This is a genomic window from Streptomyces humicola (assembly GCF_024436035.1).
Taxonomy (GTDB): domain Bacteria; phylum Actinomycetota; class Actinomycetes; order Streptomycetales; family Streptomycetaceae; genus Streptantibioticus_B; species Streptantibioticus_B humicola.
Map to the genome: position 1 here is coordinate 44,944 of NZ_JANFNG010000030.1, position 15,316 is coordinate 60,259.

The 15,316-nt window shown below is 69.7% G+C and carries 15 protein-coding genes and 1 tRNA gene; 8 read left to right on the forward strand and 8 right to left on the reverse strand.

The window, feature by feature from the left end:
* Window positions 1–15: 15 nt before the first annotated feature.
* Genes NGB36_RS27155 through NGB36_RS27165 form a run of 3 tightly spaced genes read right to left on the reverse strand, consistent with a single transcriptional unit; the run spans window position 16 to window position 1,999 of the window.
* Window positions 16–474, reverse strand: a complete 459-nt coding sequence (locus NGB36_RS27155; protein WP_255923167.1) for a nuclear transport factor 2 family protein — start codon at window positions 472–474, stop codon at window positions 16–18.
* Between the two features lie 23 nt (window positions 475–497).
* Complete coding sequence (locus NGB36_RS27160; RefSeq protein WP_255923196.1) at window positions 498–923, reverse strand: nuclear transport factor 2 family protein; 426 nt, start codon at window positions 921–923, stop codon at window positions 498–500.
* A gap of 56 nt (window positions 924–979) precedes the next feature.
* Complete coding sequence (locus NGB36_RS27165) at window positions 980–1,999, reverse strand: DJ-1/PfpI family protein (RefSeq protein ID WP_255923168.1); 1,020 nt, start codon at window positions 1,997–1,999, stop codon at window positions 980–982.
* A gap of 254 nt (window positions 2,000–2,253) precedes the next feature.
* Here NGB36_RS27165 and NGB36_RS27170 point away from each other — a divergent pair, with 254 nt between their 5' ends.
* Window positions 2,254–2,976 carry a type 1 glutamine amidotransferase domain-containing protein gene (locus tag NGB36_RS27170; protein WP_255923169.1) on the forward strand — a complete coding sequence of 241 codons (723 nt, stop codon included), beginning with the start codon at window positions 2,254–2,256 and terminating at the stop codon, window positions 2,974–2,976.
* Between the two features lie 225 nt (window positions 2,977–3,201).
* Here the strand turns inward: NGB36_RS27170 and NGB36_RS27175 are convergent, their stop codons facing one another.
* Window positions 3,202–4,155: an AraC family transcriptional regulator gene (locus NGB36_RS27175; protein WP_255923170.1), complete on the reverse strand. Its 954-nt coding sequence runs from the start codon at window positions 4,153–4,155 to the stop codon at window positions 3,202–3,204.
* A gap of 524 nt (window positions 4,156–4,679) precedes the next feature.
* Between NGB36_RS27175 and NGB36_RS27180 the strand changes: the two genes are divergently transcribed.
* A complete protein-coding gene (locus NGB36_RS27180; protein WP_255923171.1) occupies window positions 4,680–5,111 on the forward strand; it encodes a VOC family protein in 432 nt (143 codons plus the stop codon).
* 71 nt (window positions 5,112–5,182) lie between these two features.
* Window positions 5,183–6,733, forward strand: a complete 1,551-nt coding sequence (locus tag NGB36_RS27185; protein ID WP_255923172.1) for an AMP-binding protein — start codon at window positions 5,183–5,185, stop codon at window positions 6,731–6,733.
* Window positions 6,734–7,100: 367 nt separating this feature from the next.
* Here the strand turns inward: NGB36_RS27185 and NGB36_RS27190 are convergent.
* Window positions 7,101–7,185 (reverse strand) — tRNA-Leu (locus tag NGB36_RS27190).
* 250 nt (window positions 7,186–7,435) lie between these two features.
* Between NGB36_RS27190 and NGB36_RS27195 the strand changes: the two genes are divergently transcribed.
* From NGB36_RS27195 to NGB36_RS33250, 3 genes are all read left to right on the forward strand, one after another.
* On the forward strand, window positions 7,436–8,761 hold the full coding sequence (locus NGB36_RS27195) for a M20/M25/M40 family metallo-hydrolase (RefSeq protein ID WP_255923173.1): 1,326 nt from the start codon (window positions 7,436–7,438) through the stop codon (window positions 8,759–8,761).
* 207 nt (window positions 8,762–8,968) lie between these two features.
* Window positions 8,969–9,202, forward strand: coding sequence for a chaplin (locus NGB36_RS27200; RefSeq protein WP_255923174.1), 234 nt, complete (start codon window positions 8,969–8,971; stop codon window positions 9,200–9,202).
* Window positions 9,203–9,392: 190 nt separating this feature from the next.
* A complete protein-coding gene (locus tag NGB36_RS33250) occupies window positions 9,393–10,070 on the forward strand; it encodes a chaplin (protein ID WP_269470620.1) in 678 nt (225 codons plus the stop codon).
* Between the two features lie 77 nt (window positions 10,071–10,147).
* On the opposite strand, the gene NGB36_RS27215 is transcribed toward NGB36_RS33250, so the two are convergent.
* A complete protein-coding gene (locus tag NGB36_RS27215) occupies window positions 10,148–10,336 on the reverse strand; it encodes a DUF5703 family protein (RefSeq protein WP_255923175.1) in 189 nt (62 codons plus the stop codon).
* Between the two features lie 47 nt (window positions 10,337–10,383).
* Here NGB36_RS27215 and NGB36_RS27220 point away from each other — a divergent pair, with 47 nt between their 5' ends.
* The gene (locus tag NGB36_RS27220) at window positions 10,384–11,052 is read left to right on the forward strand and encodes a hypothetical protein (RefSeq protein WP_255923176.1); all 669 of its coding nucleotides are present in this window, start codon (window positions 10,384–10,386) and stop codon (window positions 11,050–11,052) included.
* 21 nt (window positions 11,053–11,073) lie between these two features.
* On the opposite strand, the gene NGB36_RS27225 is transcribed toward NGB36_RS27220, so the two are convergent.
* Window positions 11,074–13,122 (reverse strand): helix-hairpin-helix domain-containing protein, encoded by a 2,049-nt coding sequence (locus NGB36_RS27225; protein ID WP_372509541.1) that lies wholly within the window; start codon window positions 13,120–13,122, stop codon window positions 11,074–11,076.
* Window positions 13,053–14,033 carry an aldo/keto reductase gene (locus NGB36_RS27230; protein WP_255923178.1) on the reverse strand — a complete coding sequence of 327 codons (981 nt, stop codon included), beginning with the start codon at window positions 14,031–14,033 and terminating at the stop codon, window positions 13,053–13,055. The genes NGB36_RS27225 and NGB36_RS27230 overlap by 70 nt, the downstream gene beginning before the upstream one ends.
* Before the next feature lie 127 nt (window positions 14,034–14,160).
* Between NGB36_RS27230 and NGB36_RS27235 the strand changes: the two genes are divergently transcribed.
* Complete coding sequence (locus tag NGB36_RS27235; protein WP_255923179.1) at window positions 14,161–15,216, forward strand: LLM class F420-dependent oxidoreductase; 1,056 nt, start codon at window positions 14,161–14,163, stop codon at window positions 15,214–15,216.
* Window positions 15,217–15,316 lie beyond the last annotated feature (100 nt).

The window sequence follows — 15,316 nt, forward strand, 5'->3', positions numbered from 1 at the left end:
CCCTCGGTTTCTTTCTCAGTCGACTTCGAGATGCCCGAGCTGGGTGTTGATGCCGGCGTTGTTCCAGTAGGCCTTCACCTTGTCGATGAGTCCCGACTCGTCGACGTGGAAGAGGAACAGGTGGGGTTCGCGGAACTTCTTGCCCTGCGGGGCGGCCAGCGCCCACGCGATCTGCTGCGTGCCCCCGATGTCGCAGGTCACCACGACGTCGCCGTGCTCGTTCGCATCGACGCTGTGCACCTCGTTGAACAGGTTGGGGAAGGAGTTGATCAGCCCGGTCCAGATGACCTTGCCGATGGTCCGCACCTTCCCGTCCCCGCGCAGCACGCGCTGCTTTCCCCACAGTTCGAAGGGGACGTAGGAGAAGTCGGCGTTGTCCGTGCACTTCTCGACCATCGCCTCGATGTCGTGGCGCCGGTAGGCGCCGAAGAAATCGGAGACGACCTGGGCGGCGATCCGGCTGCGACTCGTCATGTCCGTGGTTGTCATCTTCGTCCTCACACGATTGCGATCTGGTCGACCCGTTTGACGGCGAGGCGCCGGTAGAGCTGGCCCTGGCACCAGTACACGCCGACTGCTGTGATCCGCCCGGCGGCGACGGTGAACCGCCACGCCTCGTCGAGGTCGAGGTGCTTCTCCTGGTTGACCACCCCGAGGTAGTCGCGGGCCTGGGTCCCCTCGACCTTGAGCTCGACGGTGACCACGGAGCCCGTCGGGATGACGTTGAGCACGGTCACGCGCAGGTCGGGGAACGCGGCCACGATCTCGCCCAGGAGGCCGCGCAGGTCGTCGAACCCGCCCGCCCGCACGCCGAGCGGGAACACGTCGGCCTGTACTGAACCGCCCACTACGGACATCGCGGTCTCCACGTCACCGAGCTGGAACGCGGTGAGGAAGGCCTGCACGGTCTGTTCCGGTGTCATGTCCACTTTCTTCCACTCCTGGGTGTCGGTCGGCCGGGGGCGGCGCCTGAACAACGTCACCGGATGCCCAGGGCCTTCAGCACGGCATCGGCGGTCGCCTCGGTCGAGCCCGGGTTCTGGCCGGTGATCAGGTTGCGGTCGACCACGACGTGCGAGACCCACGCCGAAGGGGCGTCGTCGAACACGGCGCCTGCGTTCTTCAGCGCGGCGTCCAGGTACCACTGCATACCGATCCGGCCCGGCGCGGTCTGGTCCTCCTCCTCGTCGGTGAAGCAGGTCATCCGGTAGCCGTCGAACAGCCACTGACCGTCCTCGCGCTCCGGCGCGGACAGCAGCAGCGCCGGGCCGTGGCACAGCGTCGCGATCGGCGCGCCCTTGTCGTGCAGGATCTTCAAGAGCCGTCCGGCGTCCGGGTTGTCCGCGAGGTCGACCATCGGCCCGTGCCCGCCCGGGGCGAACACCGCGTCGAACTCGCCGAGTCGGGAGTCGCTCAGGCTTGCCAGCGAGACCGGGGCGCGGAAGCCGGGGATCGCGTCGAGCTTGCCCTCGCGCTCGGCCGACAGCGCACGGGCGTCCTCCTCGAGTTCGTCCACGGCCGCCTGGATCTCCGCCCGGGACAGTCCTCCGTCGAGTGCCTCGGTGACCATCACCTCGGGCAGTTGGCGATCCTCCCGCCACGCGATCTTCGCTGCCCTGCTGACGAGCGCGTGCGCGTCGGCGAAGGTGGCACCGCGTTCCCTGAGCCTCTCGGTGATGCGGCGGCCGGCGACCAGGCCCAGCTCCGTCGTGTGGTGCAGCGTGATCCGGATGTCGTCCGGGTCGTGGTGGAACGTACGGGTCACCGAGGCGAAGAAGTCCATGTCCTGCTCGGGAAAGTGGAAGAAGTACTCGAGCCCGTAGGGGTCGGCCGTCGGCGGCCGACCGTCCGGAGTCAGGACGACGACGTCGGCTCCGGCGGCGACGAACCTCTCGTAGGGCTTGATGGCCTCCTCGGCGAAGTAGCCGGTGGGATGGGTGGCGCCGTCGGCGAGAGCGATCTCGCTTGCACTCGAGACGAGATAAGCAATACGGGGCATGACAACTCCTGTCCAGCGGGGAGCGGCGACCGTTGAGGAACGGTATCCGCGCTGTCGCGTTCGCCGAATCAAACATTCCTGCGGGAGTTGTGCGTATTCCGACACGGCGACGGCGAAGGGTGCGTGATCCGGCTGAGCTGTACCGGATTCCGGTTGAAGAAGCCTGTCCGGCGGCATTGCGCGGTTACCATCGGTCCCGGTTTCCCCATTCGGAACGAGAGACCTCCGAGCCATCCGAAGCAGAGAGGCTTTTCATGACACGCGTACTTTTCGCCGTGTCCGGCGTGGACTATTGGACGCTCGCAGACGGCACCCGGCACCCGTGCGGCTTCTGGCCCGAGGAACTGGCCGTCCCGCACGAGATCTTCCGGGGGGCCGGCTTCGACCTCACGATCGCCACTCCCGGCGCGGCCGTGCCCACCGCGGACGAGGCCGGCTTCACAGCCGCGATGAACGGCGGTTCCGAGGAGCCGGGCCGGCGTTTCCGCGCCTACCTGGACAGCATCGCCGGCGAACTCCGCGCGCCGGCGGACCTGGACCGGGTGGACGCGGCTGCTTTCGACTTCGTCTTCGTGCCCGGCGGGCACGGCCCGATGGAGGATCTGGCCGTGTCCGAGGCGTTCGGCACACTGCTACGCGAGTTCACCGAGGCGGGCAAGTCCGTCGCGGCGGTGTGCCACGGCCCCGCCGCCTTGCTGCCCGCCCGGGACGCGAGCGGGAACTGGCTGTTCGCCGGCCGCCGGGTGACCGGTTTCAGCAATACGGAGGAGGCACAGGTGGGTTTGGCGGAGAAGGCCGCCTGGTGCCTGGAGGACCGGCTCCTGAGCTCCGGCGGCAGGTTCGAGCAGAGCGGTACCCCGTGGCAGCCGCACGTCGTGGTGGACGGGAACCTCTACACCGGACAGAACCCGGCGTCCTCCACTCCCCTCGCCGACCGGCTCGTCGCAGAGCACGCCACGCTCGGCGCCGCTCGCTAGCGCCGCGGCAGGCAACGTTTGCCCGTCAAGGAGCGTCGTCCGGTGCGTGCTCTCGGCGTGCCGGCCGGAAGTCCTCGTACTGGACGTACTTGGGCTTTCGGCGGGTGCGGCGAGTGCGGCCCCTGCTCGAAGCAGCTTGGGGCAGAGCTGGGCGGGGAGAACGCTGCCTGCCGGGGCACTGGCAGCGCCGGGGTGCCCTTTCTCCGGGCACCCCGCCCGGCGCGCTCACGCTTTCCGCACGCGCAGGTCCCTCCTGAGCGAATCGAAGTCGCAGTACGCACGCGGGCTGGCGCCGAACCGGTCGCGGAACTCGTTGATGAAATGCGAAGTGCTCGAGTAGCCGACGGCGCGGGACACCTGCGTGACGCTCAGCTCGCCCTCGAGCAGCAGCTCTCGCGCACGGTTGAGCCGCATCTCCTTCACGAACCGGTACGGCGACTTCCCCGTCACGTCGCGGAACAGATGGGAGAACGCCGACGGACTCAGCGCCACCCGCTCCGCGAGGTCACTGACCGTCAGCGGCTGTGACATATTCTCCTGCACGTAGGAGATGACCTCGCTGAGCGGATTGCTCGCCACCTCCGTGGCCGCCACTTCCAGGAGCCGGGAATACTGCTCGGCCTGCAGTACCCGGTACACCATCTCCTGGAGGTACACCGGGGCCAGCACGCGCCGGTCCGCTCCGGTGTCGGTGGCGCGGAGGAACCGGACCATCGCGCCCACGAGGCTGCGGTCGAGCGGGGTGACGAACGTGCTCTCGGGTTTTCCCTGCGGCGGCCGGCCGAAGGTCGTCGTACGCCGGTCGAAGATGTCGGCCGAGATGCGCCGTACCAGGTTGGGATCGATCTGCAGCACCAGCGACAGGAACGGCTTCGCCTGGGTGGCTTCGAGGATCTCGGCGGTGAAGTGACGGCTGTTGCTCAGCACGAGGTAGTTGAACGCGTCGTAGACATACTCCCGGTCGTCGACCACGACGCACTTCCGGCCCTGCGCGACGATGCACAACGACAACGACTTCACCTCGTCCCAGTGAGGCGCGGTCGGCTGTGTGAACCGGTAGAGGGTCAGCCCCGGCCATCCGCCCAGGTTGCCGCCGATCTCCGGGGTCCGGGTGCGGATCTCCGCGAGCAGGTCTCCGGATGTGTGGGTCTCGTCGAGCAGGTGAAGCGCATCAGTCACGGTCGCGTTCCTCCGACGTCATCGACGGGTACGACCCCGGCCTCGAGGAGGGCGTTCGCGCTACCCGTAACGGCAGATGACTCAGAAGCTACGACAACGCGGCGGCTGTGACGATGCCGGTTACCGCTGAAATACTGCGGGTTCCACCGGCGTTGCACGACGCAGCACCAACCGCTAGCGAACGCCCCGGTCGGACGTCCCGCCCCGAGCCGCCCCACCGGGGCCGTCCGTCGCGGGCCCGCGCCGAGTTGTTGTGCGAACACCGGGACCGACCGGGGGCGTAGTGATAACCACGGCCCCCAACCCATTCGGATTTGTCGGGGCCGCCACGAGGTGCGCACCTGGCGATATCGGCGACCGGCTCTCCGCCCGGCCCGCGTTCTCGCATCGAATGGGCACATTCGCAGCAGGATTCCGCATAGCCGTGAAGCAGCCCGACGGCTAGTGTCCTTCCGCGGTAAGGGCCGCCACCGTCCTCGATCGAGGTTGACCCGTATGCGGCCCCGGGAGATGACGAGGTATCGATGAGCATCGAGAACCGCCCGAAGATCGAGGGCGTGCACCACTTTTCGCCGACCGTCACCGACATCGACCGCAGCATCGAGTGGTATCAGCGCGTCTTCGGCCTCGAACGTGTTCCGGTAAAATTCCCGCATTACGAGGACGAGAACGCGGGGTACGCCGTCTTGTTGACCGACCCGCACTCCAAAATCGCCATCGGGTTGCACCATCACGACGAGAACGCCGGCGAACGCTTCGACGAGCGACGCACAGGGCTCGACCACATCGCGTTCTCCGTGGCCGGCCGGGACGAGCTGACCTCGTGGGTGAACTGGCTGGACGAGCTGGGCGTCGATCACTCGCCCATCACCGATATGACCGAGCCGTTCCGTTATTCGGTCCTGGTGTTCCGAGACCCCGACACCATCCAGCTGGAGCTGTTTGCACTGGGTTGACCACACCCACCCGGCAGCCGTCCGAGGCGCCGGGCGTCGTTCCGTCCGTCAACAGGTCAAGGAGGCCATCCATGCGAGCCGATCTCGACGCCGGATTGGCTGCCCTGTCGTTCGAGCCACTGACCCCGACCGCATACCTCGAAAGGGCGGCAGCCGCGCATGGTGATCGGGTCGCGGTGATCGACGGCGACCAGCGCTGGACATACGCAGAGCTGCACCGCCGCTGCCGACAGCTGGCGGGTGCGCTCCACCCGCTCACCGGCGGCCGCCCGGTCGCCGTGCTCGCTCCCAACACACACGTACTGCTCGAGGCGCATTTCGGCGTGCCCTGGGCGGGGGTACCACTGGTCGCGATGAACACCCGCCTGTCCGCGGGCGAAATCGGTTACATCCTCGGCCATTCGGGGGCCGCCGTACTCGTCTACGACCCGGCGTTCGAGCCGCTGGTCGGCCCTGCGCTCGCACGGGCGAACACGGCGCCACTCACGATCAATGCGGGGGCGGAGTACGAGGAGCTGCTCGCCGGCGCCGCTCCTCGTCAGGCGAGGGCCGACGACGAGCGGTCCCTGCTGTCCATCAACTACACCTCGGGCACCACCGGCATGCCGAAGGGCGTGATGTATCACCACCGTGGTGCCTACCTCCAGGCGCTGGCGATGGTGGGGCACACCGGGTTGTCGCCGTCGGCGGTGCATCTGTGGACGCTGCCGATGTTCCACTGCAACGGCTGGTGTTTCCCGTGGGCGGTGACGGCGGCCGCCGCCACTCATGTGTGCCTGCCGAAACCGGAGCCCGCCGAGGTGTGGCGGCTGATCCACGAAGAGGGGGTCACCCACCTCAACGCCGCTCCGACCGTCCTTTCCATGCTGGCGTATGCGCCGGAGGCCGAACCCGTCGGGACGACCGTGCGGGTGGCGACGGGAGGTTCACCGCCCAGCCCGGCAATACTGCGCCGGATGCGGGAACTCGGCTTCGAGGTGACGCATCTGTATGGGCTGACCGAGACGTTCGGCCCCGCGATGATCTGTGACTGGCGTCCGGAGTGGAACAACCTCGACGCAAACACGCAGGCCCGGCTCAAGGCGAGGCAGGGGGTCGGGAACATGATCTCGTGCCAGGCCCGCGTGGTGGCCGAAGACGGCTCGGAGGTTCCCGCCGACGGGCGGACCCTCGGCGAGATCACGTTGCGAGGGAACAACGTCATGCTCGGCTACTTCAAGGACGAGATCGCCACCCGGCGTGCCGTGCTGGACGGCTGGTTCCGCACGGGTGATCTCGGGGTGGTCCATTCCGACGGTTACGTCGAGCTGCGGGACCGGAGCAAGGACGTGATCATCTCCGGTGGAGAGAACATCGCCTCCGTGGAGGTGGAGCAAGTGATCGCCGAACACCCTGCGGTGCTCGAGGTGGCGGTCGTCGCAAGGCCCGACGAACGCTGGGGCGAGGTACCCGCGGCCTATGTGACGCTGCACGACGGGGCCGTCGTGACCGAGGGCGAGCTGATCGCGTTCGTCCGGGAACGGCTTGCCCGGTTCAAGGCGCCGAAAACGGTCGTCTTCGGTCCCCTGCCCAAGACCTCCACCGGCAAGATCCAGAAGTACCTGCTTCGGCAGGAGTCCTGAGCGCGTTCGGCATGGCGGATCCCTTGAGCGACGGCTTGTGTGAGTCTCCCGGAGTTCTCTGCGGCAGCCGTCGGATGCCTCCCCGTCCGCCGCAGCTGGCCAGCCTCCTCCCGCATCACCTCGTGAAGGTCCGCAGCTTGCTTCCCGCTGTGTCGTGCGACGGTGGTACCAGAGACCAGCCACTGGCGTGGCGTGGTCCTCTCCTTCGCTGATCGGCAGGGAAGCGCGACACGGCTGCCACCCCGAGAAGCCCCCTGAGGGAACGCGGGCAGGAAGACCGCCGGCCCGTCGCAGCCGTACAACCGTGCGCAACGCAAAATGCGGGTCGAGATCGCTCCCGACCCGCATTCCGTTGGTGAAAGGTACGTGTCCGAGGGGGGACTTGAACCCCCACGCCCGATAAAGGGCACTAGCACCTCAAGCTAGCGCGTCTGCCATTCCGCCACCCGGACCGGGTTGCCGCCTCGGATGTGCCTGCCCTGTTCGGGGCGGCTGCCGCGGCGACGGGGTAAACGATAGCAAAGATCTGGACGTCCCCGATCACCCCGTCGGCGGCCCGGCGGGGCTCGTCCTGTGACGAGCGTGTGACGGCCGGGAGGGGCCTTGGGACTCCCGCGTCCCGCGGGGGAGGATGGCGGGACGAGTCCCGTTCGGCCGGGCGCGGCCGGGCGGGGATGAGTGCGGTACGAACGAGGAGGCAGCGTGAGCGAGTCGAATCCGGCACGGACGGTCACTGGTGAGGACGAGGTCGTCGATCTGTGCCGTGAGCTGATCCGCATCGACACCAGCAACTACGGCGACCACTCCGGTCCGGGGGAGCGCGCGGCTGCCGAGTACGTTGCCGAGAAGCTCGCCGAGGCCGGCCTCGAACCGCAGATCTTCGAATCGCACACGGGACGGGCGTCGACCGTCGCCCGGATCGCGGGGGAGGACCCATCCCGGCCGGCGCTGCTGATCCACGGGCACACCGATGTCGTACCGGCCAACGCCGACGACTGGACGCACAACCCGTTCTCCGGCGAGATCGCCGACGGATGCGTGTGGGGGCGCGGCGCGGTCGACATGAAGGACATGGACGCGATGACGCTCGCCGTCGTCCGGGACAGGCTGCGCAGCGGCCGCAAACCTCCTCGCGACGTGGTTCTCGCCTTCCTGGCGGACGAGGAGGCGGGCGGCGTCTTCGGCGCCCGGCATCTGGTCGACAACCATCCCGACCTGTTCGAGGGCGTGACGGAGGCGATCGGCGAGGTCGGCGGGTTCTCGTTCACCGTCAACGAGAACCTGCGGCTCTACCTCGTCGAGACCGCCGAGAAGGGCATGCACTGGATGCGGCTCACCGTCGACGGCACGGCGGGGCACGGCTCCATGACCAATACCGACAATGCGATCACCGAGCTGTGCGAGGCCGTGGCCCGGCTCGGGCGCCACAAATTCCCGGTGCGGGTGACCAAGACCGTGCGGTCCTTCCTCGACGAGCTCTCCGACGCGCTCGGGGTGGAGCTCGACCCGGAGGACATGGACGCGACCCTCGCCAAGCTGGGCGGCATCGCCCGGCTCATCGGCGCGACGCTGCGCAACACCGCGGCCCCCACGATGCTCGGCGCCGGCTACAAGGTGAACGTCATCCCGGGTCAGGCCACCGCTCACGTGGACGGACGGTTCCTGCCGGGGCTGGAGGAGGAGTTCCTCGCCGAGCTCGACACAGTGCTCGGTCCGCGTGTGAAGCGCGAGGACGTCCACTCCGACAAGGCCTTGGAGACCAGCTTCGATGGTGCGCTGGTGGAGGCGATGCAGTCGGCGCTGCGCGCCGAGGACCCGATCGCGCGGGCGGTCCCGTACTGCCTGTCGGCCGGCACGGACGCCAAGTCGTTCTCGGATCTCGGCATCCGCTGCTTCGGCTTCGCGCCGCTGCAGCTGCCGCCGGAGCTCGACTTCGCCGGAATGTTCCACGGTCTGGACGAGCGGGTGCCGATTGACGGGCTGAAATTCGGCGTACGTGTGCTCGATCGTTTTCTCGACCAGTGCTGAGTGATGAGCCGACCGAAGAACTGGCGGAAAAACAGCTGAACAGGTCGGTGAGGGCCCTGGATGGCGAAACGACACTGCTGGGCAGGGCGGGTGTCTTCGCCAAGCCGAAAGAGTGAATGAATCATCGGGGACGTAGCTTGCCCCTTCTCTCCTCGTTGGGTGGTGTGCGGTCCGCGGCTGGGACCGCACTGCCAACAAGGAGGAATAATGATCAAGAAGGTCGTCGCCGCCGCGGCTGCCACCAGCGGTCTGCTGCTCGCTGGTGCGGGCGTGGCCGCCGCCAACGCCGGTGCGCAGGGTGCCGCTCCCGGCTCCCCCGGCGCCCTGTCCGGCAACCTGGTCCAGGTCCCGGTTCACGTGCCGATCAACGTCTGTGGCAACACGGTGAACGTCATCGCGCTGCTCAACCCCGCCTTCGGCAACCCTTGCGTCGATAAGTGACGTCGCGTCAGGCCCGCTGAGGTCTGACTCCGGTAGGCCCCGGAGTGAGCGCAAAGCGCTCCGGGGCCACTGGCGATACTCGGGGAACCGCGCAGGAAATCGGAATTTCGTCTGTTCCTCATTGCGGCACACGTCCGCGTGCGGCAAATGTCCGCGAACAATCCCGCAGAACCAGAAGGCAGGGAAATTGATGAGACAGGTCGCGAAGAAGGGCCTGATGACGATGGTCGCGACGAGCGGCGTGCTCGCCGTGACCAGCGGACTGGCGTACGCCGACGCTGGTGCGCAGGGGGTAGCATCCGACTCGCCGGGCGTTTTGTCCGGGAATCAGGTGCAGATCCCGGTGCACGTGCCGGTGAACGCGTGCGGCAACACGGTGGATGTCATCGGGGCGCTCAACCCCACCTTCGGCAACCACTGTGTCAACTCCTCCAGCCACCGCAAGGGCAGCGCCCGGAGCGAGGCCGACGCCGAGGGCGTGGCGAAGGGATCGCCGGGCGTCGGGTCTGGCAACAACGTGCAGGTTCCGGTGCATGTGCCGGTGAACGCGTGCGGCAACTCGGTGGATGTGATCGGGGCGCTCAACCCCGCCTTCGGCGACGACTGCCAGAACGAGTCGTCCCCCGGGTACACGCCTCGCTCCCACACGCCGCTCCGCCACATCCCGCGTCGGCACCACCGGCCGTCGGAGACCGTGCCGTGGATCCCGCCGTACCACCATGACCACCATGTGTGGCACGGCGGCCCGGAGCTGGCGCACACCGGTACGGACATGCTCGGCCTGGCCGCCATCCCGGCCAGCGCGGGTCTGCTCATCGGCGGCGTCCTGCTCTACCGCCGGGGCCGTCGCAGCGCTGCTCGCGGCTGAGGTCGCAGAGCAGGAAAAGCTCGACGAGCACGGCATAACGGATGTGGGGTCCTGCGGTCGCAGGGCCCCACATCTGCTTACCAGGTCGCCCTGACCTGGCGGATGATCCGTCTTCGCAACCGCACCTTGCGGCTGCCGTCCGGATACAGGCGCAGGCGGTCGAGCTCCCAGTGGCCGTACTCGGCATGATCGGTCAGCATGCGCCGTGTCGCGTTGCGGGAGACCCCACGCGGCACATACACGTCTTGAAATTCGTATTCCGGCATCGCATCTATTGTGCGGGAGACGGGCCGGTACGGATAGCGTCTGCTCCATGTCTGATGTCGTACAGCCCCCCGTGGCCGAGGTGCGAGCGGCCGCCGAGGCGGTCAAAGCAGCGATCGACCGCCACCTTGCTGCGATCGAGAACCGCACGGGCGAGGACGACCCCGCCGTCTACGCCGCTTTCGACGCCCTCGCCTCGGCGGCCGAGGCGTACGACGAGCTGCTCTACGACGCCTATGACGAGGTGACGCCCTTCGAGGTGCCCGCAGGCGACTCGCTTCCCGCCTACGGAGGCCCCGCGGAACCGGGTGCGATCAGCGTGCTGATCCGCCGCGACTACGCCGTCGCCGAGCCGCAGCGGCTGATCGCCCAGGCCGCGCGGGTCGCCGACGAGGTCACCGGAGCCGGTACGGGCGTCGGCGCCGCGATCGGAGCCCTGTTCGGCGAATACGAGCCGGACGAAATCGCCTCCCGTCACAAGGAGTTCGGTCTCGAGGAAGGCGACTCCACGTTGTGGGTGCAGGCTGCCGATCCCGCCGAGCCGGGCGAGTGGCTCGCCGCCCCCTTCGACCAGGCGGACCCCGAACTCACCGTCTGCCGCTTCGACATCAGCGCCGTCTACGACGACGAGGACGAGGAAGGCGAAGCGGACGACGACGAGGGCGGTGGGGACAGCGATGCCGACGACGTGACCGGCCGGATCAGCCGGGAGAGCTGAGCGGCCCGGCGGCCACGCCGCTCATATCCCTTCGGCCTGATCCCGCAGGATCGTCCGCAGGCGGGTCGTGCGCTCCTTGGCCGGCACTTCGGCCACGACGCCAGGCAGCGCCTGCTCCACGCCGTGCACGACCGACAGATGACGCTCGCCGCGGCCGAATGCGGTGTAGACCCAACTGCGGGTCAGGCCAGCGGCGGCGTCCCCCGGCAGCACCACGACCACGGCGCGCCACCGCCTGCCGACGGCCTGCTGGGCCGTCACCGCCCACCCGTGCCGCACGGCCGTGGCCACTCGGTCACGGGGCACCAGCACCGCGGCGCCCTCGCACTCCAGGCGCAGCCCCCCGGCCTCGGCGGAGACCACGACGCCGGGCACGGCCCGGCCGGCCGCCGCTTCGTACACCACCCGGTCGCCGGGGTCGAAGCCCGCGAACCGGCCAGGGCCGGGATTGAGACGTTCCTTCAACACCGCGTTGAGCGACCGCGTACCGGCGGCGCCGCCGTGGCCCGCGGTGATCACCTGGGTCTGCGCGGCGGGCACGCCGATCGCCCTCGGGATCGAGTCCGCGACCAGCTGCACGGTGCGGTGCACCGCTTCGCCCGCATCATGCACGGGCACGATCACCACTTCCCTGCCCGGCGCCTCCACCTGCGTCAACTCGCCGACGCCGATCCCGGAGACCAGCTCCCCGATGGGGCCGGGATCCGGCGTACGGGAGGCGACGTGCGGGCACACCTTCGCCGCGACGAGATCGGCGAAGGCCCGTCCCGGTCCGCTCGCCGACCACAGGACGCCCGGGTCACCGCTGAGGACCAGCCGTGCGCCGTCCGGTACCGATTCCACGAGCGTGGCCGCCGACTCCACGTCGAGCTGCGGTGCGTCCAGCACGGCGAGCACGTCGAGCGCCAGCGTCCCGTCCTCGCTGCGACCCGGCCCCTGGGCGCCCGACAGCAGCCCGTCGACGGTGACGGCCGACTCCGCCGCATCCTCCCCGAGGTGCTGACCAAGCCGTCGCCTGCCGTCCTCGGTATGTGCGGCCGCGACGGCCCGCAGCCCCGCCGCGCGGGCAGCGGCCACCAGCGCCGCCGGCTCGGCGCGTGCGGCCTCACCGCCGGAGTGGGTCACCAGAGCGCTTCCTGCGACAGCCCGGACGAGCTCGGCCGCGGACGGCGACGGCGCGGCGGAGGCGGCTGCCTCCCAAGCCTCCGCCTCCGCGCCCTCCGCGCCCTCCGCGGCCTCGAAGGTGTTGAGCAGGCGGCCGAGGCCGTCCGCGAGGCTCTCCTCGGCGAGGGAGTACCGGTCCAGACCGAGCAGAAGCGTGACCGGCGCCTCGTCGTCCCCGGCGCCCGGTGCGGCCCCCGGCGTCTCCTGCGCGTCGTGAAAGACCATCACCTGGCCGTTCTCGACGGCCGTTCGCAGCGCGGCGTCGGCATCGGACACCGACTGCTTCTCCAGAGCCGCCCGCAGCACCGGCCACTCCAGCGCCGTATGGCCCGCATCGGCGGCCCGCTCCAGCAGCCAGGTGACGAGCGCGCGCCCGCGCCGCTCGTCGTCCGGGCGGCAGGCGGCGCCGAGCAGCGCCCGCGCGAAACCGTCGGCCTGATCGACCCGGACCCCGGCAAGGGACAGCACCAGCCAGGGATCCTCATGCAGTCGCTCGCCGGCCCGTTCGCCCAGGGCGTCCACGGCAGCCTCGGCGAGCGCCGGCGGCGCACCGCCGGCGGCGAGTACCTGGCGGGCCGCCTCGACGGGCTCACCCGACAGCTCGGGACCGCGTGTCTGCGTCGGCGGCGGAGCCACCGGCTCGGCTGGTGCGGCGGCCGGCGTGGGAGCACTCCACTGCGCCGCCGTGCCCTGCGGCTGCTCGCCCGCAGCGCCGCGGCCGCCACCCCGCTCTATCTTCCGGACCGCCTCGGCGAGGCGGGACAGCTCAACGGACGGCTGCCCATTGGAGCCGGGCGCCTGGCGGGCGCCCCCCTCGTCGGCGGTGCGGTCGGTGCTCACAGCGTGCTCCAGTCGTGGTCGGGATAGCGATGCACCGGCGCCGACACGTCGTCGAGCGCCTGGCAGATCTCACCCGGAAGCGTAAGGGCCTCCACTGACAATGCCTGGCTGAGCTGCTGCGCGTTGCGTGTACCGAGGATCGGCGCGGCCACCCCGGGCCGGTCCCGTACCCAGGCGAGAGCGACCTGCAGCGGGGTGACCGCGAGCCCGTCGGCGGCCGTCGCGACCGCGTCGACGATGAGCCGGGCCGTCTCGTCGAGGTACGGCGCCACAAACGGTGCGAGGTCGTCCGAGGCGCCGCGTGAGTCCGGAGGGGTGCCGTGCCGGTACTTGCCGGTGAGCACGCCTCGGCCGAGGGGCGACGACGGCAGCAGGCCGACGCCGAGGTCGAGCGCGGCGGGCAGCACCTCGCGCTCGACCCCGCGCTGCAGCAGCGAGTACTCCATCTGCGTACTGGCCAGCGCGGTGCGGCCGGCGCCCGCGCGCTGCCAGGTGGCGGCCTTGGCCAGCTGCCAGCCGCAGAAGTTGGAGACGCCGGCGTAGCGGGCGCGTCCCGAGGCGACGGCGATGTCGAGCGCCTGCAGTGTCTCGTCGAGCGGCGTCCGCGGATCGTAGGCGTGCACCTGCCACAGGTCGACGTGGTCGGTGCCGAGCCGCTGGAGCGAGGCGTCGAGCGCGGAGAGCAGGTGTCCGCGCGAGCCGTCGAAACGCCGGTCGGGGTCCGGCACGCTGCCGGCCTTGGTCGCGATCACCAGGTCCGAACGCGGCACCAGGCTGTCGAGCAGCCTGCCCAGCAGGTACTCCGCCCCGCCGTCCGCGTACACGTCGGCGGTGTCCACCAGCGTTCCGCCGGCCTCCCAGAACGCCTTCAGCAGATCGGCGGCGTCCCGCTCGCCGGTGTCCCGCCCCCAGGTGAGCGTGCCAAGACCAAGCCGCGAGACGCGCAATCCCGTTCGGCCGACGTGCCGTTGCTCCATGTGGGGTGACACTACTGGCCCACGCGCTGCAGTGCTGCAGTGTGGCGCACTCGACAGCCACGGTTGTGCGTGCGACGCGCTACAGTCCCCGGAGACGACGACGTTACCGATCGGTAAGGGGTGCGCTATGCGGCTCGGGATCAACCTCGGCTATTGGGGCGCCGGGATGGATGCGGACAATCTCGCCGTCGCGCGCGAGGCCGACCGGCTCGGGTACTCGGTGTGCTGGGCCGCCGAGGCCTACGGCTCCGATGCCCCCACGGTGCTGGCGTGGGTCGCGGCGCAGACCGAGCGGATCGACGTCGGCTCGGCGATCCTGCAGATCCCGGCGCGCACGCCCGCGATGACCGCCATGACCGCGGCCACCCTCGACTCGCTCTCCGGCGGACGTTTCCGGCTCGGTCTCGGCGTCTCCGGGCCCCAGGTCTCCGAAGGGTGGTACGGAGTCAGGTTCGACAAGCCGCTCTCCCGCACCCGGGAGTACGTGGAGATCGTCCGCAAGGCGATGTCGCGCGAGCGGCTCACGCACGAGGGCGAGCACTGGACCCTGCCGCTGCCCGGCGGACCCGGCAAGCCGCTCAAGCTCACCGTCCACCCGGTGCGCGAGCACATCCCGCTCTACATCGCCGCGATCGGCCCGAAGAACCTGGAGCAGACCGGTGAGATCGCCGATGGCGCGCTGCTGATCTTCGCCGCCCCCGAGCACCTGGAGGAGACCGCCCTCGCTCCGCTGCGTGCCGGGCGGGAGAAGGCGGGCAGGACCATGGAGGAATTCGACGTCTGCCCGACCGTCCCTCTGGCCCTCGGCAGCGACGACGACATCGACGCCCTCGCCGACACCTTCCGCCCGTACACCGCGCTCTACGTCGGCGGCATGGGCAGCCGCAAGCAGAACTTCTACAACCGGCTCGCGCAGCGCATGGGCTACGAGAAGGCGGCGGCCGAGATCCAGGACAAATACCTGGCGGGTGACAAGGACGGCGCCGCGGCCGCTGTGCCGCGCGAGCTGATCGACTCCACGACGCTGCTCGGCTCCGTCGAGCGCATCGCGGACCGCATGCAGGCGTACGCCTCAGCCGGAGTCACCACGCTGAGCCTCGCCCCGGCAGGGTTCACCCTCGACGAGCGGATCGCGGCGCTGCGCGCGGGTGTCGACGCGCTGGAGCGTGCGGGGCTCGGGTAATCGCGCGCACTCCCGTCGAGGACGACGTCTGGTGCCGGCCGACCGCCCGGCGCTCCGGGCCAGGGCCCGTTGCGGAAGTCCGTCGGATCGGCCCGCGCCC